Source organism: Sulfurimonas xiamenensis, assembly GCF_009258045.1.
In the GTDB taxonomy this organism is placed as follows: domain Bacteria; phylum Campylobacterota; class Campylobacteria; order Campylobacterales; family Sulfurimonadaceae; genus Sulfurimonas; species Sulfurimonas xiamenensis.
On sequence record NZ_CP041166.1, the window covers coordinates 218,791 to 240,789 of the forward strand.

A 21,999-nucleotide genomic window follows, 5' to 3' on the forward strand; every position below is an offset into this window, starting at 1 on the left:
GATTATACAGATGGCAAAAAGAAAAGCTGTTAGAAAAAAAGTAGTAAAGAAAAATATTGCACGCGGTATATGTCATATCTCTGCATCATTTAACAATACTCTTGTAACTATCACAGATGAAATGGGAAATATGATCGCATGGAGTTCAGCTGGTAGTCTTGGTTTTAAAGGTAGCAAAAAATCTACTCCGTTTGCAGCACAAGCAGCTGTTGAAGCAGCAGTAGAGAAAGCTCAAGTGCATGGAATTAAAGAACTTGGTATTAAAGTTCAAGGTCCAGGTTCAGGTCGTGAAACTGCAACAAAAGCAGTTGGTTCTATCGAAGGAATTCGTGTTACATTTATGAAAGATGTTACACCACTACCACACAATGGTTGTCGCGCACCTAAGCGCCGTAGAGTTTAAGGAGATTACTGATGGCAAGATATAGAGGTCCAGTAGAAAAAATCGAAAGAAGATTTGGAGTTAGCCTTAACCTAAAAGGGGAGCGCCGTTTAGCAGGCAAATCTGCATTAGAAAAACGCCCATATGCTCCAGGTCAACATGGTCAGCGTCGTAAAAAAGTATCTGAGTACGGTTTACAGTTAAATGAAAAGCAAAAAGCAAAATTTATGTATGGTGTTTCTGAGAAGCAGTTCCGCGCACTATTCGTTGAAGCTAAAAGAAGAGAAGGAAACACGGGTACAAACCTTGTTACTTTGATCGAGCAGAGACTAGACAATGTTGTTTACAGAATGGGATTTGCAACAACTCGTCGTTTTGCACGCCAGCTTGTAACACACGGTCACATTTTGGTAGATGGAAAGAAACTTGATATTCCCTCATACCGTGTAAAACCGGGACAAAAAGTTGAAGTTCGCCAGAGCAGCAAAAACAACTCTCAAATTGTTCGTGCCCTAGAGCTTACAAATCAAACTGGCTTGGCTCCATGGGTTGATATCGATGCTGATAAAAAATTCGGTATTTTTACTCGTTTACCTGAGCGTGAAGAAGTTGTTATACCTGTAGAAGAGCGTTTAATCGTCGAGCTTTACTCGAAATAATAGTTAAAAATATAAAAGGCGTAAGAGACATGAAAAAGATTAAAACTACTCCACTTGCTCCTCAAGAGTTTGAGGTAGAGCAGATTAGTGAGAATGAAGCCAATATAATGGCGTATCCGTTTGAGACTGGGTATGCTATCTCTTTGGCTCATCCACTTCGCCGTTTTTTGTTAAGTAGCTCAGTTGGTTATGCTCCAATAGCTATTAAGATTGAAGGTGCTAAACACGAGTTTGATTCAGTACGCGGTATGCTTGAAGATATTTCAGATTTTATTTTAAATCTTAAAGAGATTCGCTTTAAGCTGCTTAATGATGTTACAGAAGCAGAAATTAGCTACAGTTTTGCTGGTCCTTGTACTATTAAAGGAAGTGACCTTACAAATAACGAAGTTGAAGTAGTAACGCCAGAGGCTCACCTTGCTACTTTAAACGAAGACTCTTCACTTAATTTTAGTATTAGAATGGCGAAGGGAATTGGTTATGTAGCTAGTGAAGACACTTATGATGTACTTGAAGAGGGTTATATTGCACTTGATGCTTATTTTACTCCTGTTCGCAGTGCAACTTATAAGATTGAGAATGTGCTTGTAGAAGATAATCCTAACTTTGAGAGAGTAATTTTAAACATAAGAACAGATGGACAGATCACTCCACTTGACGCGTTTAGAAATTCACTTGAAGTTATGTATGCACAATTAGCAGTATTTAACAGTGAAATAAGTGTTAAATCTCCGGCTACTATAGAAAGAGCTGAAGAGAGTCCTGATCTTAAAAAACTAACTATGCATATCGATAACTTAGGTTTAAGTGCGAGAAGTTTTAACTGTCTGGATCGTTCAAATATTAAACTAATAGGTGAGATAGCATTGATGAGCACAAATGATCTTAAAAATGTTAAAAACCTAGGTAAAAAATCATATGATGAGATTGTTGAAAAACTTCAAGAGTTCGGTTATGAAGTTGGCGGCGATCTTTCAGATGATATCGTTAGTGGATTAAAAAAGAAAATAGAAGCTTTATAAGCTGTTAAAAGAGGAATTATAGATGAGACATCGTCATGGATACCGTAAACTAGGTCGTACAAGCTCACACCGTGCAGCTTTACTTAAAAACCTAAGTATTTCGTTAATTGAACATGGTAAAATTGAAACTACTGTTATTAAAGCAAAAGAACTTCGTTCTTATGTTGAAAAACTTATCACTATTGCTGGTAAGGGTGATTCTAATGCTCACAAAGCAGTATTTGCGGCGCTTCAAAGTAAAGAAGCAACAAAAACTCTAGTAAATGAGATAGCTCCTAAGTATGTTGATCGTGCAGGTGGTTACACAAGAATTACTAGAACTCGTATTCGCCGTGGTGACGCTACGACTATGGCATTTATTGAATTAGTATAATTTATACAAAACAAGCGTTCAAGACCTCTCGGTCTTGTCGCTACTCCTCAATATTTCCACATCCCAAACTACTTAAATTATAAAAGTGAGACATTATGAGTAATTTTGCATTTGGAACTTATAGAATAAGTGATATAAATCCGCAACATATTCAAGCCCTAAAAGAGGCTATAGAATCCGGTATAACAATGATAGACACATCTTCAAACTATATGGATGGCGGAGCAGAACGCGCAATTGCAACTGCTTTTAGAGAGTTAGATGAAGATAAAAGAGATGAGATAGAGGTTGTTAGCAAATTCGGCTATATACAAGGAGCAAATCTTAAAGCCTATAAAGAGAATCCTTCAACAATTAGAAATAGTGATGAAATTGTAAAGTATAGTGAGGAGTGCTATCACTCTATATCAAAATCTTTTATGCGTGATGAGTTAAAAGCTTCTCTAGAGCGTTTAGAGATGCAGAAGATTGATTGCTATTTGATTCACAATCCGGAGTACTATATTTTTGATGCAATCAACAGAGGCATTAGCAAAGATGAAAGACTCGATGAGATGTATAGAAGAGTTCAGAATGCTTTTGTAGGGCTTGAAGAAGAGGTTAAAAGCGGAACAATCGGCTCTTACGGGATAAGCTCTAACAGTTTTTCACTTGAACAATCAGATGATGAATTTTTGCCGTATGAAGATCTTATTACATTGGCAGAGAATGCAGCAGAGATAGCCGGAAATAAAACACACAGCTTTACAACCATAGAACTTCCTATCAATATTTTAGAAAGAGAAGGGCTTAAATGCGCATCTTGGGCGAAAAAGAGTGGATTAAGGGTTTTGGCAAACAGACCTCTTAATGCAAAGTATAACAATATGATGTTTCGTTTAGCCGATTATGATGAGAGCAGGGACTATTACCATCATCTTAATGAGTTGATGGAAGTCTGCGATAATGAAAAATTAAGACCTTTGTATAATCTTTTAGAACAACTTGATGCTACTAAACACAAGTATGGATGGATTGGAGATTATGATGTTTTTTTATTTACTCAGATAATACCTCATTTGAAAAAAACTTTAGAAAAGGTTGATGAAGAAAATAGCGAGACAATGCTTATTTTTATTGATCTGTTTCTTACAGAATATAGAAAAATGGTTGCATTTGAGTGCTCAAAAAAGACAAGAGAGCAGTTAAAAGAGTTTTTTAAAGAGTGTAACAGTACAATGCAAGAGTGTGCGATTAGGTTTTTAATGCAGCAGGAGAGTATTGATTATATATTGGTAGGGATGAGAAGACCTACATATATCCATGAAATTCTTTCGTTAAAAAAATAAATAATCTTTTTTATTACTTGTTAAGCAATATTTGCATATCTTATGAATACAATAATATAAATATAACTTTAAAGGATGGATATGATTCCATTTACAGATGAAGAGCTAATGGCTCCGGTGAAAAATGCAATAGAAAAAATTCGTCCATCCCTTGCTTTGGATGGTGGAGATATAAAATTTTTAACTGTTAGAAATTCAAAAGTATATGTACAGCTTAGAGGGGCATGTGTAGGATGTGCCAGTAGCGGAACAACTCTAAAATACGGTGTGGAGAGACAACTTAAAATTGAAATTCATCCGGAAATAACAGTTATAAATGTACCAATTGGTATGGAAAATGAGATAGATAAATTATAAAGAAGTATAAAAATGGGAATAAGTAAATATAAAACATTATCACAGGCTAAAGAAAGTTTCTCTAAATCAGATTATAAAAATGCATTAGAGAAATTTGCCGCGGTTTTGCAAAACTTTCCTAACTCAAAAGAGGCTTACAACGGTGTTATACTGGCAGAGATGGCGCTAAGCGGAGAAGGCGGAGCAGAAGCTCTTTTTGACTATTATGAGATTTTAAAAGAGGAAGACAAAGAGCAGGCGGACACTATTATGAGTGATATTTTGCAAAACATGGACGGCTCAATGGAAAAGTTAAGAGAAGTTTTTGCAGAGCCTATCCGTGATAAAATAGAACTTGAAGATGGAATTCTTTATAAAGATTTTAAAGCTTTAATTGATAGCAATGAGAGTTTTAAAGAGACTTTTGAAAATATTATGTTCTCAACAAAAGTGATTATTACGGAAAAAGAGGATTTTATTGATTTTTTGGAAAATCTTATAGAGCACGGTTTTGCTGAAATGGCACTCTCATATCTTGAAAATGCTTTAAGTGTTTATCCGAGTGACACACTTCTTAGAAAACTGCTTAAAAAACTAGCAGAGGAAAAAACAATTGAAAATTGAGCTTAGCGATGAAGCGTTTAGATATATAACAGAAAATTCAAAAGAGTGCGATAAAGAGACAGCTTTTGTGCTGAGTGCCCAAAACGAAAAATATCTCCAAGATGCAAAAGATAATGGAGCACATTCGATTATAAGTATAAAAGATGTTGCAAACTTATTTGGAATCGATAAGATAAAAATCGTCGGAATAACCGGAACAAACGGTAAAACGACAACGGCGAGCGCGATTTACTCATTTTTGCTTGATTTAGGTTATAAAACAGCCATGCAGGGAACTCGCGGCTTTTTTATGAATGACAAAATAGTAGAAGGTAAGAGTCTTACAACGCCATCAGTGCTCAATACCTACAAACATATTTATCAGGCTGTTGCGGCAGGGTGTGAATTTTTTATAATGGAAGTAAGCTCACATGCTATTGCTCAAAAAAGGATAGAAGGTCTTAATTTTGAGTTGAAAATTTTAACAAATATTACGCAAGACCATTTAGACTATCATAAAACAATAGGTGAATATATAGCTGTAAAAAACAGTTTTTTTGAAGATGAAGGCAAAAAGCTTATAAATAAAGATGAAAAAAAAGCAGCATTTAATTTTAAAAATGCCTTTACTTACGGCATAGAAAACCCTTCGACATATAGACTTATGGCATATTCTCTTAATAATGCGACAAGCGGGATAATACAACATTTTCAAGAGGTTGTTCCTTTTACGGCATCTCTGCACGGATTTTTTAATCTTTACAATCTTATGGCAGCTATTGCGGCAACACATATCCTAACCGGAAAAAAACTTGAAGAGATCGCTGAGGTTGTTGATAATTTTGCCGGAGTAAGCGGTCGAATGGAGCAGGTAAGTGAAGAACCAAATGTTATAGTTGATTTTGCACATACGCCTGACGGAATACAACAGGTGCTTAATGCGCTTAAAGAGAAAGAGCTTTTAGTGGTTTTTGGAGCAGGCGGGGATAGGGACAGAACAAAACGCCCTATAATGGGAAAAGTTGCTGCAAGTTTGGCAAAAAAACTCTATATTACAAGCGATAACCCAAGAAATGAAGATCCTCAAAATATAGTAGATGATATTTTAGAGGGTATTGAAGATAGAAGTATCGTAAATGTTGAACTCAACAGAAAAAAGGCTATTGAGATGGCGCTTAATGAACAAAAAGATGATGAAGTAGTTGTTATACTTGGAAAAGGTGATGAAACATATCAGATTATATATGATAAGCAGTTTCCCTTTGATGACAGAGAAGTGGTTAGGGAACTGCTGAAACAAAAAGATACTTCCAAGGTAATTTAATACTTAAATATAGAGATTAATTATGCGTATAATGAATTCTATGTTTATTTTTGCTATAATTTCGAAAAATATTAAGGATAATAGTTATGGGTATTCCTCAACCGGCATTTTATATATTTAAGTGTGAACAATCAGCTCCTCCTGGTATGCCGAAACCTTCATGTGTGACGCCAGAAACTCAGGATCTTTTTCAGCATTTGGCTCAAAAATTGATGAAAGAGGGCATTATGGGGACAGTACAGCCAATTCGTACTTCATGCTTAAATCGCTGTCTAGCAGGTCCTGTAATGTTGGTAGAGCCTGGGCATTTTATGTATGCAGCTCTTACAAAAGAGAAGATTGACAGAATTGTAGAAGAGCATATTATCGGTGGAAAAGTTGTTGAAGAATTTCTTATAGGTGCTGATATGTGGGATGCACCGATCTCTCCATGTGAGATGAAAAAACAGATGGGAATGTAAAATGACAATAGAGATGTTGTATAGTAAAATTCATCGTGCTACGGTAACAGATGCCAACTTAAATTATGTAGGTTCTATTACTATAGATGAGGAGCTTTTAGAAGCTTCAAAGATGAGAGTCGGACAAAAAGTTGAAATACTCAACATAAATAACGGTGAGAGATTTTCAACTTATGTTATTTTAGGTGAACGCGGCAAAAGAGACATCTGCTTAAACGGTGCAGCTGCTAGAAAAGTTCATAAAGGCGATAAAGTAATCATAGTTGCTTACGCTACATATGATGAAAAAGAGCTAGAAACATACAAGCCAAGAGTTGTTTTAGTTGATGAAAACAACGATATCGAAGAAATTTTGGAAGAGATTTAAATGTTTGAAAATATGGGCGATATGGGCAAGATGCTTGAAGGAATGCAGGAGAACGCTAAAAAACTTCAAGCTGAACTTGAGTCTAAAACCTTTAAAGTAAAAAGCGGCGGCGGCATGGTTGAGGTTGCTATTAATGGCAAGGGTGAAGTAACTGATATTAATATTGATGATTCACTTTTAGAAGATAAAGATTCACTACAGATTTTGCTTATCGGTGCTATCAATGATGCTTATAAAATGGTTGAGCAAAACAGACAAAAAAGCGCTTTGGGTATGTTTGGCGGTATGAATCCGTTCGAGAGCAAATAGGTGTTTATTTTATCTTTGCTGCACAACTTCTCTTTTTTAAACCAAACACTTAAAATACTACCTTTTTATCGCAATAAAAAAGCACTGAATCTTCTTTATAAAAAAGAAGAATTTCAGTTTTTTGTGAAAGTTAATTAGATAAAATTTCGCATGCAAAACTTTGAAAATTTTTTATTAAATCATCTGCCGATATCAAAAAGTATTCACCCTACATATGAAAAAGCATTACAAAAGATGCTTCTTGCCGGAGGGAAAAGATTTCGTCCCGCACTGCTGCTTGGTGTTGTAAATGCATACAATCCTCTTTTGATTGAGGGAGCGTATCATGCCGCATATGCCATTGAACTATTGCATACATACTCATTGATTCATGATGATCTTCCTGCAATGGACAATTCACCTCTTCGCAGAGGAGAGCCGACTCTGCATATAACATTTGATGAAGCAACTGCAATTCTCGTTGGGGATGCGCTAAATACATACTCCTTTGAAGTTTTAAGCAATGCCCCATTTTCGGATTATACAAGAGTCGGTTTAATTAGAGAGCTGGCGAATAACGGCGGTCTTAATGGTATGGTTTTGGGTCAAGCGATTGACTGCTATTTTGAAAATAGACCACTTGGTTTAGATGATGTAAAAATGCTGCATATAAACAAAACAGCAAAATTGATTGCAGCGTCGCTTAAAATGGGTGCACTTATTGTTGACCGCGAAGAGGTGGGCGATAAAATATATGATTTTGGCATAAAACTTGGACTTTTGTTTCAGATTCAAGATGATATTTTAGATGTTACACAAAGCTCAGATGAGGCAGGAAAACTTACAAACAATGATGAAGCAAAAAACAGTTTTGTAACACTGCTTGGGCTTGAAGAAGCGCTAAAAGAAGCTGATACATTGGCAGATGAGTTGATTTTAGAGTTGAAGAGTTTTGATGAGAGTTTAAAAAATGAGCTTTCATCACTTTTGATAGAGTATATAAATAGGCATAAAAGTTAAATTTGATATAAAAATCAAGTTTGTAAAGATCCTCTTGAAGGCATAAAATAAAAACAAGGAATTAATATGAGTGATCAAATGCGTCAGAAAATGGCAAACACTATTAGATTTTTAGCAGCAGATATGGTTCAAGCAGCCAATTCAGGTCATCCGGGCGCACCAATGGGTCTTGCAGATATTGCAGTTGTTTTGAGTGAGCATTTAAATCACAATCCTAAAAATCCATCATGGCTAAATCGCGACAGATTGGTGTTTTCAGGCGGTCATGCGACAGGACTTATTTATTCACTTTATTACCTTTGGGGGTATGGATTAACGATTGAAGACTTGAAAAATTTTCGTCAGCTGGACTCAAAAACTCCAGGACATCCGGAATTTGGCCATACAGAAGGTATTGAAATTACTACGGGTCCTTTAGGGCAGGGAGTTGCAAATGCCGTTGGTTTTGCTATGGCTTCAAAGTTTATGGGTGCGCAGGTAAACTCTGATACTGCAAAAGTTATTGATCATAATGTTTACTGTTTATGTGGTGACGGAGATTTGGAAGAGGGTGTGAGTTATGAGGCGTGCTCGATCGCTGGACACAACAAGCTTGATAACCTGATTCTTATCTATGACTCTAATCGCATTACAATTGAGGGTTCAACTGATTTAAGTATAAGTGAAAATATTCGTCTTCGTTTTGAATCGCAAGGCTGGGATGTTTTAGAGTGTGACGGTCATAATTATGGTGAGATAGAGAGTGCAATAACAGCTGCAAAAGGCAATAAAAAACCGACAATTATCATTGCAAATACAACTATTGCAAAAGGGGGTGGAAAACTTGAAGGTTCTCACCACTCTCACGGCGCTCCTCTTGGCGTTGATGTAATAGCTGAAGCAAAAAAAGCAGCAGGATTTGATGCACAAAAAAGTTTTCATGTAGATGAAGATGTAATGGCTCGTTTTAGATGCGCGATTGAAAAGGGCGATTTGGCAGAAAGAGAGTGGATTCACTCTCTTAAGACGCTTCCTTTAATGGAGCAAAATGAGACTTTAGAAGCTTTGCAAAATCCTGATTTTTCAAAGATTGTGTGGCCGACTTTTGATAAAGCGGATGCTACAAGAAGTACAAATGGAAAAGTTTTAAATGCAATTGCAAAAGCTCTTCCGTGCTTTTTGGGAGGCTCAGCAGATTTAAGTCCATCAAACAAAACAGAACTTGTTGACATGGGTACTTATCCAAAGGGAAGAAATATCTATTTTGGTATTCGTGAACATGCAATGGCTTCTATCGTAAATGCAATGGCGCTTTACGGACCGCTAATGCCGTTTTCAGCTACATTTTTCGTCTTTTCTGATTATCTAAAACCTGCAGCTCGTATCGCAGCTCTTACTGGAATACAGCACTTCTTTATCTGGACGCATGACAGTATCGGTGTTGGTGAAGATGGACCGACACATCAGCCGATTGAGCACTTAAGCCAGTTTCGTGCACTGCCAAACTTCTATGTTTGGAGACCTGCAGACGGCGCTGAGAATGTTGAAGCTTGGAAAGTAGCATTAGAGATGAAAAAATCTCCGTCTGCTTTTGTCTGCTCCCGTCAAAATCTATCTGTTCTTCCTGCAGCTGTAAAAGGGAGTGCTTCAAAAGGCGGTTATCTGCTAGCAAGTGATGCAGATGCAACTTTGACATTAATGGCTTCTGGTTCAGAGGTAGAACTTGCTCTTAAGGTAAAAGAGGCGCTTAATGCAAATGGTGTAAAAGCAGATGTAGTTTCTGTTCCATGTTATGATCTCTTTATTGAGCAGGATAAAGAGTATATCGATTCAATCATCAATCCCAATACTAAAAAAATAGCAATCGAAGCTGCTCGCGGGTTAGAGTGGTACAGACTTGCCGATGAGGTGATAGGAATGGATAGATTCGGTGCCTCTGCTCCTGCTGATAAACTTTTTGAAAAATTTGGGTTTTCAGTAGAGAGTATTATCTCAAAAATCCAATAATCTTCTTGCAGGCTATAAAAATAGCCTGCAAAAATAAAAACTTTCCCTTTTTTATCTCTAAAATCTTTTATAAATTAATTCATTATGTTGTAAAAAAATAATAAATATAAAATATTTTGTTATATTTTGTTAAAATTAATGTTTTCTTTATATTTAAACAAGTAAAATTTAACAGTTTTCGTTAAAAGGAGTTAGAAATGAAGTTATTGTCACTACTGATTATTGGAGCTGCTCTATGTTTTGGAGCGGTAGATATTAACAAAGCAGATAAAGATGAGCTGATGAACATAAACGGTGTCGGTGAAGCAAAAGCAAGCGCTATTATAGAGTACAGAAAAAAGCATAACTGTTTTAGCAGTATTGAAGAGCTAAAAGAGGTCAAAGGCTTTGGCGATAAAATGTTAGAGAAAAACAGAAACAATATCACTGCAAGCAAGTGTAAAAAATAGTAATTTTTAAAGCTGCATGCATTTTTTGCTGCAGTTTTATAAAAATTTCTTTTTTAAGAAACATTCTTCTCCATACGGTTTTTTTGAATAAAATTTTTTACCGTGTTCTACAATAAGCGCATGAAACTCCTGATATATTATAATCAGCTCTTTTTTATCTTTTACACTCTCTTTTAGTGAGTTTTGCATCATAGTTTTTATCTCGCTGTATTTTGTTTTTTCATCAATCAGACCGAGTTCAAGAAGGATTCTTTTTGTATAAGCATCCACTTTAAATTCTAGTTGGTTGTAGCCATATAGAAGCATTGAATCAGCCGTCTCTTCACCGATACCTATGACATTTAAAAGAGCGTCTCTTGTCGGAACTGCTCCATTTAAACTTTTATAAAACTTGCTAAATTCCAAAATGTATCTCGCTTTTTGGTTGAAATAGCCAGAGGGTTTTATGTCTTCTTTTAGCTCATTAATATCCATAGACTCTATAGCGTCAATATTTAGAGCATTTTTTAGATGCAGATTTTCTAGTGATCTTACTACTGATGTAAATGTCGTGTTTTGGGTTAGGATGGAGCCTAAACACACCTCAAATATCTCATCGCTGTTTCTTGGAAAACTATAATCTTTTTTATGATATCCATATCCCGTAATCGGCCACCACCCTTGCGGGCCGTAAGTATTATAGAGCAGTTTGTAGATGTTGTATATTTTATTCATAGATATGTTAAAACCTTTACACCCGCAAAAATAGCACCTAGAAAAAGTATTGAGGAGATAAAAACAAGAGCGGTAACAACTTTTGGTTTACAGTCATAGAGTGAAGCAAAGTTTACATTTGCAATGGCGAGAGGCACCATAAGTTCTATAAAAATAATCCCTTTTATCATAGAGTCCAGCTCAATAAAAGAGAGAATTAAAAATGCAGCGGCTGGCAAAAAGATAAATTTTAGGCTTATAACCCATAGCGTCAATCTTTTGCTTATCTGTGTTATCTTTGTGCCATAAAGATAGATTCCAAATAAAAAGAGCTGCATAACGATAGAAGCGTAAGCCCCCATCATAAGCACTTTCATAATCTCTTCGTTTGGTTTGTAATCGTTAACGCTAAGTATAATAGCTGCAGCAGCAGCCCAGAGAATAGGAATTTTTACTATGTTTTTCAGTGAAGTTTTAACATCAAAACTTCCTCTTGAATAGTAATAAACTCCAAGAGTATAGACTACAAAAACATTCATAAGATTTATAACGGTTGTATAAGGGATAGACTCTTCGCCAAATATAGCTATATTGAGAGGTATGCCTAGATTTCCGGTATTTCCGACTATCGCTGCAACAGTTGCTATGGAGTACTCTTTTTTATCTTCAAAAATTTTTTTTGCAACAAAAGCTGAAATAATTAAAACTAAAATAACTATAAAAAGATAGATAGAGGGTGCAAAAAACAGGTTTGCATCCACAGGGCGGATAAGAAGCCCCCAAAATGTTAAAAAGATTTGTAAAAAATATACATTTATCAGTGTTACCGTTTTGTCGTCAATTCTCTCCTTAAAGCTCATCTTTGCGACAAAGCCGATAACAATAAAGATATAAATAGCTAAAATTGAAAATAGTATTGAACTCATGGAGCGATTATAGCAAATAGTGTATAATTTCCCACAAAAAAAGGCACTAATATATGCAGACAATAGAAGATATACAAAAAACTCTAAAAGAGAGTCCAGCCGTTATGCTCTATTTTTCAGCCCCGACATGCAATGTTTGCCACGCACTAAAACCAAAACTTTTAGATGCAATCCAAAGTAATTTCGGTGACTTCAAAATTATAAGTATAGATACTTCACTGGATCAGGAAGCCGCTGCTTATTTTAGAGTTTTTGCCATCCCTACCGTTTTGGTTTTTCTAGAGGGCAGAGAGTTTTTAAGAAAATCACGCCATATGAGTGTCGATGAGGTTGTTCGGGAGATAAAACGCCCTTATGAGATTATGATGAGCTAGGCTAGCGCATAAAAGCGATAAGCGAAGCGGTAACTGCGACATTTAAAGATTCTATGCCTCTATTCATTGGGATGCTGATAGAGTCATTACAGAATTTTTCAATCTCTTTTGAGACGCCTTCGCTCTCGTTTCCTAAAACAAATATGGATTTCTCATTTTTTTTCAAATCATAGATACTGTTTTTGGCATGTGAAGAGAGCAGGTAGATTTTTGCATCATGCAACTCTTTTAAAATTTCATCAAGCGTGTTGCAGTAGTAGATTGGAAGTTTAAAAAGTGTTCCCGCACTCGCTTTTATAACAAGCGGAGAGATTTTTGCACTGCTTTTTTTAGGAAGAATTATTCCATCAACATATCCGGCAGCGCATGAGCGGATAATCATCCCTAGGTTTTGAGGATTTTGGATGCCGTCAAGTGCTAAGAGTTTGAAACTTTTTAAATTTTTTATCTCATTTGCACTTTGGTATGAGGAAGCAATAATGTCAATCGCCACACCTTGGTCCTGTTTTGCATTTTTGCTGATTCTGCTGAGCGCATTTTTATCGTGATAAACTACCTCAATGCCTCTTTTTTTTGCAAGTTTTAGGATGGTTTCTACTGCGCCGTCTGGTTTATTGGAATTTGACATGTGAAGTTTGTGAATAGTGATAGTTTCATCTTGAAGAATCTCTATGACGACATTTCTGCCATAAAGCGTGATTATCTTCTCAAAATATGCTTTTTTGTTTTTGTACTCTTGTGAATCTTCCAAAATTTGCCTTTTGTTTATATTGATGCAATTTTACACTATTTATCTGTTTTATTCTCTTCATCAGAATTGTCACTCTTCTGGTGATAAAAATCTTTTGCGTTTTTTGAGAACTCCTCAAGACGAGCCATTACCATACCGTTTACGCTGGATGACGGATAGATGCCGTTTTCATCGGCTTTTCCTGCTTCTACGCCGGTTAAAATCTCTATTCCCTCATTGATAGTTTTTACTGCGTAGATCGCAAAGTTTTCTTTTTCTACTGCTTCAAGAACTTCAGTTTTAAGCATTAGATGCTTGATATTTGCTTCTGGAATAATAACGCCGTAAAATCCATTTTTGTCTCTGCGCATACAGATGTCAAAAAAGCCTTCTATCTTCTCGTTTACACCGCCTATGGGCTGGATTTCGCCAAATTGATTAACAGAACCCGTAACTGCGATGTTTTGTTTTATAGGCAGGTTTGAAAGTGATGAAAGAATAGCGTAGAGCTCTGTTGAAGATGCGCTGTCTCCATCAACTCTGCCGTAGGATTGCTCAAATACAAGTGAAGAAGATAGGCTTAAGGGTATATTTTTAGCGTATGTTGAGCCAAGATACGAACTAAGAATCATAACTCCTTTTGAGTGAAGAGGTCCGCCCAGTTCAACCTCTCGCTCAATATCTATAATCTCGCCTTTGCCGATGCGCGTTCTCGCGGTAATGCGAGATGCTATACCAAAATCGTATCCACCCATTGATATAAAACTTAGTGCATTAATCTTGCCGACTGCGCTGCCGGTTACACTAATCATTATGGTGCCTTCATCGATCTGCTCATATAGTTTTCTTTGAATACGATTAAGCCGTTCAATGCGAGTTTGAAGCACTTTATTAATATCATCTATATCTACTACAGAGCGATTCTCTTTTTTCGCCCAATAATCAGCCTCTTTTAACAGATCCGAGAGAGTTCTTAGATGTGTAGAAAATTTTGCAGAGTGTGAAACCTCTTTGGAACTCTGTTCTATAATTCTTGCAACAGCCTTAGAAGTAAGTGGAAGCAGATTATGCTTTTTTGCAATAGTTCCAATCATCCGAGCGTAGAGATAGATATTATCATTATTTCGTACAATATCATCTTCAAAATCTGCTGTTACTTTAAAAAGTTCTTGAAAATCCGGGTCATAATGATGTAAAAGATAGTATAAAATTCTCTCGCCGATAAGTACTACTTTAACATCAATAGGAATAGGTTCAGGCTCTAATGAGGTAGTGCTTATAAAAGAATACTGTTGCGCCAATGATTCAATGCGTATCTCTTTTGAACGAAGAGCACGCTTAAGCTCCTCATATGCAAAAGGCTGCATTAAAAGGTTTCTTGCATCAAGAACAAGATAACCGCCATTTGCTCTATGAAGAGCTCCCGGTTTAATCATGCTAAAATCGGTTACCAATGTACCGACCTGAGATAAATGTTCAATCTTTCCTATAAGATTTTGATGAATAGGATTGTCTTCATAAACGACTGCAGATGTAGCGTTTTCTTCATGGGTAATAAAAAGATTTACTCTATAACGAGAAAAAGATGGAGTGTATAAATCTTTCATAAAAGGCATAACCGGCATCTCATCAGGTTTTACGAGAAAATCTTGTACATGTCGAATAACATCATTTTGTAAAGCATCAAGATACTCAATGATTTTTTTAGAGTAACTGTATTTAGAACGCATTTCATCAATAAGAGATTCTACGGACTCTTGTGTTATTTTTTTCTCAAGAGATTTAAGCTCTTTTCTTTGGGCTTTGTTAAGCTCATTGACTTTATTCAATCCCTCTTTTACAATTTTTTCAAATTCATTGACTTTTTGATCAATCTTCTCTTTTTCTTCTCCCTCTATAGCGTTATATTCTGCTGCAGTAATAACCTTTCCATCTACAACAGGCGCAAAAGTGACTCTGTTTCTAGAAGAAGCGTTCATTGAGATATCATGTTTTTTTGCTTCATCCTGAAGATTTTTAAAAATTTCAGACTCTGCATCAATATACTTTTGATTAATAATTTCAAATTCATTACGATAGGCATTTCCTTCAAAAGCGGCAGGAAGTATCTCTTTTAGAAGTTCAATGAGTTCATACATATCATCTTTAAATTTTATTGCCTGACCACATGGAAATTCTATAGCGATTGGTTTTCTCGGATCTTTGAAATTATTGACATAGCACCAATCGCTGGGAGCTTTTTCTTTTATCGCTTTTTTTTGTAAAAAACTCATAACTGTTGAGTGTTTGCCGCTTCCTGAGGCTCCCATTGCAAACAAGTTGTATCCGTCTTGTTTAATATTGGCAGCAAAATCGATTGCCTCTAAAGCATTCTTTTGTCCAATGGGATCTTCTAATGGTTCAAGTTCTTCTGTAGTAGTGAATGAAAAGAGTGAAAAATCACATTTGTGATATAGCTGTGAAACAGCTAAAATAGGTGTCATAATAATTGCCTTTAAATAAGTTTGGTAAATAAAATTCTTTTAAAAAGAATCAATGTTAAATTAAACAAGCTTATTTCATGGTTAAACTAGAGTATATTAACTAAATTGATAAAAGAATACTGCTATACTATAAAAAAGAAAACTGGAGCATTTGATGGATAACAGGATTGAAGAGATCGCAGCACAGATAAAAAGCCTTGAAGATGAGCTTATGGAGGAGCTTAGAAAAAAACAAGATGAGTTTTTTTATACGCTTGAAGATAAGAAGGTAAAATTTCAAGAGAGTGTTATAAAAGAGGGAAGATCAAAAATTATAAGTTCCATAAAATACCTCTCCTCTTTTCCTGTTTTGGCAATTTTTACCATCCCCTTTATCTGGTCTATGATGATACCGGCACTTCTTGTCGATGTGTTTGTTAGCATCTTTCAAATAGTCTGTTTTCCTATATACAAAATACCTAAAGTTAAAAGAAGCGATTATGTTGTTATAGACAGATACAATCTTTTTTACTTAGACAGAGTTGAGAAGATAAATTGTTTGTATTGTGAATACTTTAACGGTGTAATAGGCTACACAAGAGAGATAGCAGCCAGAACTGAGCAGTTTTGGTGTCCCATAAAACACTCAAAACCGCAAATAGATATGCACTCCAGATATGAGAAATTTTTTGATTTTGGAGATTTTGATACATACAGAAAAGAGTTAAATAAGAGAAGATCTGATTTTAAAGATTTAGAAGAAGAGACAGAGGTGACTCAATCTTAATTAAATAAGGATGGCGGTGATATGAAGATTAGTTTTAATAGAGAATCCAGTCAGTTAAAAGACCCTGTTTGTGGTATGGATGTGTCTCGTGATTCCAGATACTATTATAATTACTCGGGGAAAGATTACTATTTTTGCAGTGAGCAGTGTCTTTTGAAGTTTAAACAAAATCCGCAAAACTATTTAAAAGAGAGTGAGTCTATCTGTAATGATAAGCAATCCTGCTCTATAGGTACTCAAATAACTCATAAAAAAGATTCTCAAGCCACTCAGTATACATGCCCCATGCATCCAGAAATAGTTCAAGATTATCCCGGAAGCTGTCCAAGATGCGGTATGGCACTTGAACCGGTTGTCGCAAAAGCAGTAGAAGAAAAAAATGAAGAACTTATAGATATGAGCCGTCGTTTTTGGGTTAGTGCCGTTCTCTCTGTTCCCGTGTTTATCTTAGCTATGAGTGTAGATATGATGCCATCACTGTTGCCTGATGGAATGAGTATGAAGATGGTTCAATGGATAGAATTTTTGCTTGCTACTCCTGTTGTTGTTTGGGGAGGTTGGCCATTTTTTGTACGAGGTTACAAATCTTTGCAAACTATGAATTTAAACATGTTTACGCTTATTGCAATTGGTATCTTTGTTGCATGGGCTTACAGTGTTGTTGCTCTGATAATGCCGCATATTTTTCCGCCTATGATGCAGATGAACGATGGTCTGGTACATCTATATTTTGAAGCGGCAGCGGTAATCACAACGCTTGTTCTTTTGGGGCAGGTTCTTGAACTTCGCGCCCGTTCACAAACAAACGCAGCAATCAGACTTTTGTTAGAGCTTGCTCCAAACAGTGCACGGATAGTTAGAGATGACGGCAATGAAGAAGATATAGCACTGGAGATGGTTCAAGTCGGAGATATTTTGCGTGTCCGCCCGGGAGAGAAAGTTCCGGTAGACGGAGTGGTTATAGATGGTCAAAGCAGTGTAGATGAATCAATGGTTACCGGTGAGCCGGTTGCCGTTAAAAAGTTTGCAGGCGAGAAACTCATAGGCGCTACAATTAACTCAAGCGGCACTCTGCTTATGAGAACCCAAAAAATCGGCGCAGACACTCTGCTCTCACAAATCATAGATATGGTCTCAAAGGCACAGCGCTCTCGTGCGCCCATACAAAAACTGGCTGATGTCGTCTCTTCCTATTTTGTTCCTGCCGTTATCGGCATAAGCCTGATAACCTTTTTTATTTGGTGGATATGGGGAAGTGAACCTCGTTTGGCTTATGCCATCGTTAGCGCTGTTTCAGTGCTTATTATTGCATGTCCATGCGCACTCGGTCTTGCTACGCCTATCTCTATAATGGTAGCAACGGGACGCGGTGCCACAAGCGGGGTATTAATTAAAAATGCCGAAGCTTTGGAAATAATGCAAAAGGTTGATACTCTGGTAGTTGATAAAACAGGAACGCTAACGGAGGGAAAACCTAAACTGGTAAATTTACATGCAGAAGATGGATTTAGTGAAGAGGAACTTTTGCGTTTGGTCGCTAGTTTGGAGAGAGCGAGTGAGCATCCGCTCTCAGAAGCTATTGTAAATGGTGCTAAAGAGAGAGATGTAGAGTTGGTTAAAGTTGAGAGCTTTAACTCTTTAAGCGGTATGGGAATTACAGGCGAAGTTGACGGACAGAGAGTTGCCGTGGGTAATCTAAAGCTGTTTGAGAGTTTAAATATTAATGCCCTTGAACTATCAAAAAAAGCAGATATAGAACGCTTTGAGGGCAAAATTGTTATGTTGGTTGCCGTTGACTCAACGGCAGCCGGTTTTATAGCCATTACCGACCCTATCAAAGAGAGCACAAAAGAAGCTATTCATAATTTGCATGCGCAAGGCATAAAAGTAGTAATGCTGACAGGAGATAGCCGAACCACAGCAGAAATTGTCGCGAAAAAACTTGGCATAGATGAAGTACACGCTGAGGTGCTGCCTGAGCAAAAAGCAGAGATTATTAAAAAGCTTCAGGCAAAAGGGCACATCGTTGCAATGGCAGGTGATGGCATAAACGATGCACCGGCACTTGCTCTTGCACATGTAGGCATTGCCATGGGAACGGGAGCTGATATTGCCATGGAGAGTGCCGGTATTACCTTGGTAAAGGGTGATTTAAGAGGCATAGTCAGAGCAAGAGTTCTAAGCAGAGCAACAATGCGAAATATCAGACAAAATCTATTTTTTGCCTTCTTTTACAACTCTGTAGGAATTCCAATTGCTGCGGGAGTGCTTTACCCATTCTTTGGGATACTGCTCTCACCGATGATAGCGGCGGCAGCAATGAGTTTTAGCTCAGTTTCTGTAATTACAAACTCACTTAGACTTAAAGGAATAAAATTATAATTTTATTCCATAATATTGTAGATAATTTCTGTTTTGGCTTTTATAACTCTAATCTCTGCAATACTTAAACCTTCTATCTCAAGAGCCATAAACTCTTTTATAGAGTTTATATTGTTTTGTGCAACTGCTCTTAAAACTAAACCTCTATATGCTTTTGCCCAGTGACTTACACTCTTGCCGCCTTTTAAAAATTTTAGAGTAGTGTATGGCTTTTTGATCTCATAGAACTTATCGTAGTGCCCTGCGCGCAGATCCAGTATCTCACAGTTTGCAAGATAGAGGTCGAGCTGATACGAGAATCTATCCTTGTAAAATTTATCCGGTATAAAACTGCCTATATTGTTTCCCTGTTTTACTTTGTAGTTTGCTATTGCGTCTCCTCCAAGCAGCGGCCCGTAAAGATTTGAGAAGATAATAGTGTTTAATTTGAGATACTCTTTTGCTTCTGGCTCAAGTGAATCAAAATCCAGATACTCATAAGCAACACCGTTGTATCTCTCAATGGCATGCATAAGAGGCGCATCAAAAATATTATTTATGTATGGTTTGCAGTCGCTTAATCTTTTAAACCCAAAAAGCTCTTTTATAGTATCTTCATTACCGCTATTGACAATATTGACATATTCGTTGAGTATGCCTTCTCTTGCGCCACTGGAGCCAAAAAGCTCTTTTTTTGACTCTTCGCCTCCTATTTTTTTGCTCTCAGCAGGTGAAAAAAGTATCTTTAGCATTTAAATAAAACCTTTGTGAATGTAAAAAAGTAGTAAAATATAGGCAAATAATAGCTACTTTTACCTAAAATTTAAAATTTATAAAATTTTAGCTAAAAACTCTTGACATTGAAAATATATTGCACTATAATTCTGGCTCAAATTCGATGCCGACATAGCTCAGTTGGCTAGAGCAGCTGATTTGTAATCAGCAGGCCCGGGGTTCAAATCCTCGTGTCGGCACCATTGAATTCGAGAATATTAGAAACAGTGTTAGACCGGATAAATCTGGTGAGATAGTCAAGTGGCCAACGACGGCGGACTGTAAATCCGCTCCCTACGGGTTCAGAGGTTCGACTCCTCTTCTCACCACCATTTCAATGGCACATGCGGGCGTAGCTCAGTTGGCTAGAGCGTCAGCCTTCCAAGCTGAGGGTCGAGGGTTCGAGTCCCTTCACCCGCTCCATTGAACATTCTGGAAGCTGAAGTACAAATTCAACCTACTTCTTAATATGTTTATGATTTATATTAATATATAAATATCTTCATAGCTGTCTACACAAAAATTTACTAATATTTAAGATATTTTAAAAAATTATGCAATTATTGCTTTTTTTATTGCTGATTATTTATTTTTACTATGCTCTCGTGGCTCAGGGGTAGAGCACTTCCTTGGTAAGGAAGAGGTCGGCGGTTCAAATCCGCTCGTGAGCTCCATAAGATAAAGTATAGATAAAATTTAAGCAATAATTGAATAATTTTTGGGTATAATTCCATTTCTATTCACAAATTAAGTCGGAGGACACTATGGCAAAAGAAAAGTTTGAGCGTAATAAACCGCATGTAAACATTGGTACTATTGGTCACGTAGATCACGGTAAAACAACACTGACAGCAGCTATTACTGCAGTTTTAGCAGTAACAAACGGTGCAAAAATGATGGATTATGATGCAATCGACAATGCTCCTGAAGAGCGTGAGCGTGGTATCACAATCGCAACTTCACATGTAGAGTATGAAACAAATAATCGTCACTATGCGCATGTTGACTGCCCGGGTCACGCGGATTATGTTAAAAACATGATTACAGGTGCTGCACAAATGGATGGCGCTATTCTTGTTGTTTCAGCAGCTGATGGTCCAATGCCGCAAACTCGTGAGCACATTCTTCTTTCTAAGCAAGTTGGTGTTCCTTATATCGTTGTTTTTATGAACAAAGAAGATATGGTTGATGATGAAGAGTTATTAGAGCTAGTTGAGATGGAGATTCGTGAACTTCTTGACACTTATGATTTCCCAGGTGATGATACTCCAATCGTAGCTGGTTCAGCACTAAAAGCTTTAGAAGAGGCAAAAAGTGGTACTCTTGGACCATGGTCAGAAAAAATTCAAAAACTAATGGCTGAGGTTGATGCATATATCCCAGAGCCTACTCGTGAAACTGACAAAGATTTCTTAATGCCAGTTGAAGATGTTTTCTCAATTTCTGGTCGTGGTACTGTTGTAACAGGTCGTATTGAGCGTGGTCTTGTAAAAATCGGTGATACAATCGAAATCGTTGGTATCCGTGATACTCAAAAAACAACTGTTACAGGTATCGAAATGTTCCGTAAAGAGATGGATCAAGGTGAAGCAGGCGATAACTGTGGTATTCTTGTTCGTGGTATCGGTAAAGATGATGTTGAGCGTGGTCAAGTTCTTTGTAAGCCGGGTTCAATCACTCCGCATACAAAATTTACAGCTGAGATCTATGTACTAAGCAAAGAAGAGGGTGGTCGTCATACTCCATTCTTTACTAACTACCGTCCACAGTTCTATGTTCGTACTACGGATGTTACAGGTGCAATTACACTACCAGAAGGTACTGAAATGGTTATGCCTGGTGACAATGTAAGTATTACTGTTGAATTAATTCACCCAATTGCTATGGAAAAAGGTACTAAGTTCGCTATCCGTGAGGGTGGAAGAACTGTTGGTGCCGGTGTTGTAGCTGAGATTCTTGCATAATTCGCCTTGTGCGAATATGCAAAATCCTTTAAAAGGTTAATAACATGAGAGAAGCAATACATTTAGGTTGTGAGAAGTGTACTCGTCGTAACTATCACACTACTAAAAATAAAAAAACACATACTGAAAAATTTTCGGTAAAAAAATATTGTAAGTTTTGTCGTGAGCACACTGTTCATAAAGAGATGAAACTATAGTTGCAATTTAAGCTATAGTCTTTTGACTTAGCTTTATTGTCTATTTAGGCGTATAGCTCCAATGGTAGAGCACCGGATTCCAAATCCGGGTGTTGGGAGTTCGAGTCTCTCTACGCCTGCCACATTAATTATT

At 36.8% G+C, this 21,999-nt stretch carries 24 protein-coding genes and 5 tRNA genes; 24 read left to right on the forward strand and 5 right to left on the reverse strand.

The genetic code is table 11. From position 1 onward, the window contains the following. The first annotated feature begins 10 nt into the window (after positions 1-10). The 14 genes from rpsK to FJR47_RS01315 all read left to right on the forward strand — a co-directional run bounded on the left by rpsK (position 11) and on the right by FJR47_RS01315 (position 10,598). Positions 11-403, forward strand: a complete 393-nt coding sequence (gene rpsK, locus FJR47_RS01250; protein WP_137011643.1) for a 30S ribosomal protein S11 — start codon at positions 11-13, stop codon at positions 401-403. 11 nt (positions 404-414) lie between these two features. After that, positions 415-1,041, forward strand: a complete 627-nt coding sequence (gene rpsD / locus FJR47_RS01255) for a 30S ribosomal protein S4 (protein WP_152298683.1) — start codon at positions 415-417, stop codon at positions 1,039-1,041. Positions 1,042-1,070: 29 nt separating this feature from the next. Then, a complete protein-coding gene (locus tag FJR47_RS01260; RefSeq protein ID WP_152298684.1) occupies positions 1,071-2,063 on the forward strand; it encodes a DNA-directed RNA polymerase subunit alpha in 993 nt (330 codons plus the stop codon). Positions 2,064-2,085: 22 nt separating this feature from the next. Then, positions 2,086-2,436 (forward strand): 50S ribosomal protein L17, encoded by a 351-nt coding sequence (gene rplQ, locus FJR47_RS01265; RefSeq protein ID WP_152298685.1) that lies wholly within the window; start codon positions 2,086-2,088, stop codon positions 2,434-2,436. Between the two features lie 95 nt (positions 2,437-2,531). Further along, entirely contained in the window at positions 2,532-3,764 is a 1,233-nt protein-coding gene (locus FJR47_RS01270) for an aldo/keto reductase (protein ID WP_152298686.1), read from the forward strand. A gap of 81 nt (positions 3,765-3,845) precedes the next feature. Then, complete coding sequence (locus tag FJR47_RS01275) at positions 3,846-4,121, forward strand: NifU family protein (RefSeq protein WP_152298687.1); 276 nt, start codon at positions 3,846-3,848, stop codon at positions 4,119-4,121. 12 nt (positions 4,122-4,133) lie between these two features. After that, complete coding sequence (locus tag FJR47_RS01280) at positions 4,134-4,724, forward strand: hypothetical protein (protein ID WP_152298688.1); 591 nt, start codon at positions 4,134-4,136, stop codon at positions 4,722-4,724. Continuing rightward, positions 4,714-6,027: a UDP-N-acetylmuramoyl-L-alanyl-D-glutamate--2,6-diaminopimelate ligase gene (locus tag FJR47_RS01285; protein WP_152298689.1), complete on the forward strand. Its 1,314-nt coding sequence runs from the start codon at positions 4,714-4,716 to the stop codon at positions 6,025-6,027. The genes FJR47_RS01280 and FJR47_RS01285 overlap by 11 nt, the downstream gene beginning before the upstream one ends. Before the next feature lie 86 nt (positions 6,028-6,113). Beyond that, on the forward strand, positions 6,114-6,488 hold the full coding sequence (locus FJR47_RS01290; RefSeq protein WP_152298690.1) for a (2Fe-2S) ferredoxin domain-containing protein: 375 nt from the start codon (positions 6,114-6,116) through the stop codon (positions 6,486-6,488). Between the two features lies 1 nt (position 6,489). After that, positions 6,490-6,855: an aspartate 1-decarboxylase gene (gene panD, locus FJR47_RS01295; RefSeq protein ID WP_152298691.1), complete on the forward strand. Its 366-nt coding sequence runs from the start codon at positions 6,490-6,492 to the stop codon at positions 6,853-6,855. Then, entirely contained in the window at positions 6,856-7,164 is a 309-nt protein-coding gene (locus tag FJR47_RS01300; protein WP_152298692.1) for a YbaB/EbfC family nucleoid-associated protein, read from the forward strand. Positions 7,165-7,314: 150 nt separating this feature from the next. Beyond that, on the forward strand, positions 7,315-8,163 hold the full coding sequence (locus FJR47_RS01305; RefSeq protein ID WP_152298693.1) for a polyprenyl synthetase family protein: 849 nt from the start codon (positions 7,315-7,317) through the stop codon (positions 8,161-8,163). Positions 8,164-8,229: 66 nt separating this feature from the next. Next, positions 8,230-10,149 carry a transketolase gene (tkt, locus tag FJR47_RS01310; protein ID WP_152298694.1) on the forward strand — a complete coding sequence of 640 codons (1,920 nt, stop codon included), beginning with the start codon at positions 8,230-8,232 and terminating at the stop codon, positions 10,147-10,149. Positions 10,150-10,346: 197 nt separating this feature from the next. Further along, positions 10,347-10,598 carry a ComEA family DNA-binding protein gene (locus tag FJR47_RS01315; RefSeq protein ID WP_152298695.1) on the forward strand — a complete coding sequence of 84 codons (252 nt, stop codon included), beginning with the start codon at positions 10,347-10,349 and terminating at the stop codon, positions 10,596-10,598. Between the two features lie 36 nt (positions 10,599-10,634). On the opposite strand, the gene FJR47_RS01320 is transcribed toward FJR47_RS01315, so the two are convergent. Together FJR47_RS01320 and FJR47_RS01325 are read right to left on the reverse strand one after the other, a co-directional pair. Beyond that, entirely contained in the window at positions 10,635-11,312 is a 678-nt protein-coding gene (locus FJR47_RS01320; RefSeq protein WP_152298696.1) for an endonuclease III domain-containing protein, read from the reverse strand. Further along, positions 11,309-12,217: an AEC family transporter gene (locus FJR47_RS01325; RefSeq protein ID WP_152298697.1), complete on the reverse strand. Its 909-nt coding sequence runs from the start codon at positions 12,215-12,217 to the stop codon at positions 11,309-11,311. The genes FJR47_RS01320 and FJR47_RS01325 overlap by 4 nt, the downstream gene beginning before the upstream one ends. 53 nt (positions 12,218-12,270) lie before the next feature. Here FJR47_RS01325 and FJR47_RS01330 point away from each other — a divergent pair, with 53 nt between their 5' ends. Further along, positions 12,271-12,591, forward strand: a complete 321-nt coding sequence (locus FJR47_RS01330) for a thioredoxin family protein (protein WP_152298698.1) — start codon at positions 12,271-12,273, stop codon at positions 12,589-12,591. 1 nt (position 12,592) lies between these two features. Here FJR47_RS01330 and FJR47_RS01335 read toward each other — a convergent pair whose 3' ends face one another. Next, positions 12,593-13,342, reverse strand: a complete 750-nt coding sequence (locus FJR47_RS01335; protein ID WP_152298699.1) for a TrmH family RNA methyltransferase — start codon at positions 13,340-13,342, stop codon at positions 12,593-12,595. A gap of 35 nt (positions 13,343-13,377) precedes the next feature. After that, complete coding sequence (locus tag FJR47_RS01340) at positions 13,378-15,804, reverse strand: Lon protease family protein (RefSeq protein WP_152298700.1); 2,427 nt, start codon at positions 15,802-15,804, stop codon at positions 13,378-13,380. A 154-nt stretch (positions 15,805-15,958) separates the two neighbouring features. Between FJR47_RS01340 and FJR47_RS01345 the strand changes: the two genes are divergently transcribed. Beyond that, positions 15,959-16,570 carry a hypothetical protein gene (locus FJR47_RS01345; RefSeq protein WP_152298701.1) on the forward strand — a complete coding sequence of 204 codons (612 nt, stop codon included), beginning with the start codon at positions 15,959-15,961 and terminating at the stop codon, positions 16,568-16,570. A gap of 21 nt (positions 16,571-16,591) precedes the next feature. Continuing rightward, complete coding sequence (locus FJR47_RS01350; RefSeq protein WP_152298702.1) at positions 16,592-18,952, forward strand: heavy metal translocating P-type ATPase; 2,361 nt, start codon at positions 16,592-16,594, stop codon at positions 18,950-18,952. A 2-nt stretch (positions 18,953-18,954) separates the two neighbouring features. On the opposite strand, the gene FJR47_RS01355 is transcribed toward FJR47_RS01350, so the two are convergent. Next, entirely contained in the window at positions 18,955-19,683 is a 729-nt protein-coding gene (locus FJR47_RS01355; RefSeq protein WP_152298703.1) for a YaaA family protein, read from the reverse strand. 148 nt (positions 19,684-19,831) lie between these two features. Here FJR47_RS01355 and FJR47_RS01360 point away from each other — a divergent pair. The 7 genes from FJR47_RS01360 (at position 19,832) to FJR47_RS01390 (ending at position 21,988) form a co-directional block, all read left to right on the forward strand. Beyond that, positions 19,832-19,908: transfer RNA gene (locus FJR47_RS01360), tRNA-Thr, on the forward strand. 44 nt (positions 19,909-19,952) lie between these two features. Further along, positions 19,953-20,037 (forward strand) — tRNA-Tyr (locus FJR47_RS01365). A gap of 14 nt (positions 20,038-20,051) precedes the next feature. Then, positions 20,052-20,128, forward strand: a tRNA-Gly gene (locus FJR47_RS01370). 176 nt (positions 20,129-20,304) lie between these two features. Beyond that, positions 20,305-20,379, forward strand: a tRNA-Thr gene (locus FJR47_RS01375). A 90-nt stretch (positions 20,380-20,469) separates the two neighbouring features. Further along, complete coding sequence (tuf, locus tag FJR47_RS01380; RefSeq protein WP_152298704.1) at positions 20,470-21,669, forward strand: elongation factor Tu; 1,200 nt, start codon at positions 20,470-20,472, stop codon at positions 21,667-21,669. Positions 21,670-21,713: 44 nt separating this feature from the next. Beyond that, complete coding sequence (gene rpmG / locus FJR47_RS01385; RefSeq protein ID WP_137011688.1) at positions 21,714-21,866, forward strand: 50S ribosomal protein L33; 153 nt, start codon at positions 21,714-21,716, stop codon at positions 21,864-21,866. A 46-nt stretch (positions 21,867-21,912) separates the two neighbouring features. Continuing rightward, positions 21,913-21,988: transfer RNA gene (locus FJR47_RS01390), tRNA-Trp, on the forward strand. Positions 21,989-21,999 lie beyond the last annotated feature (11 nt).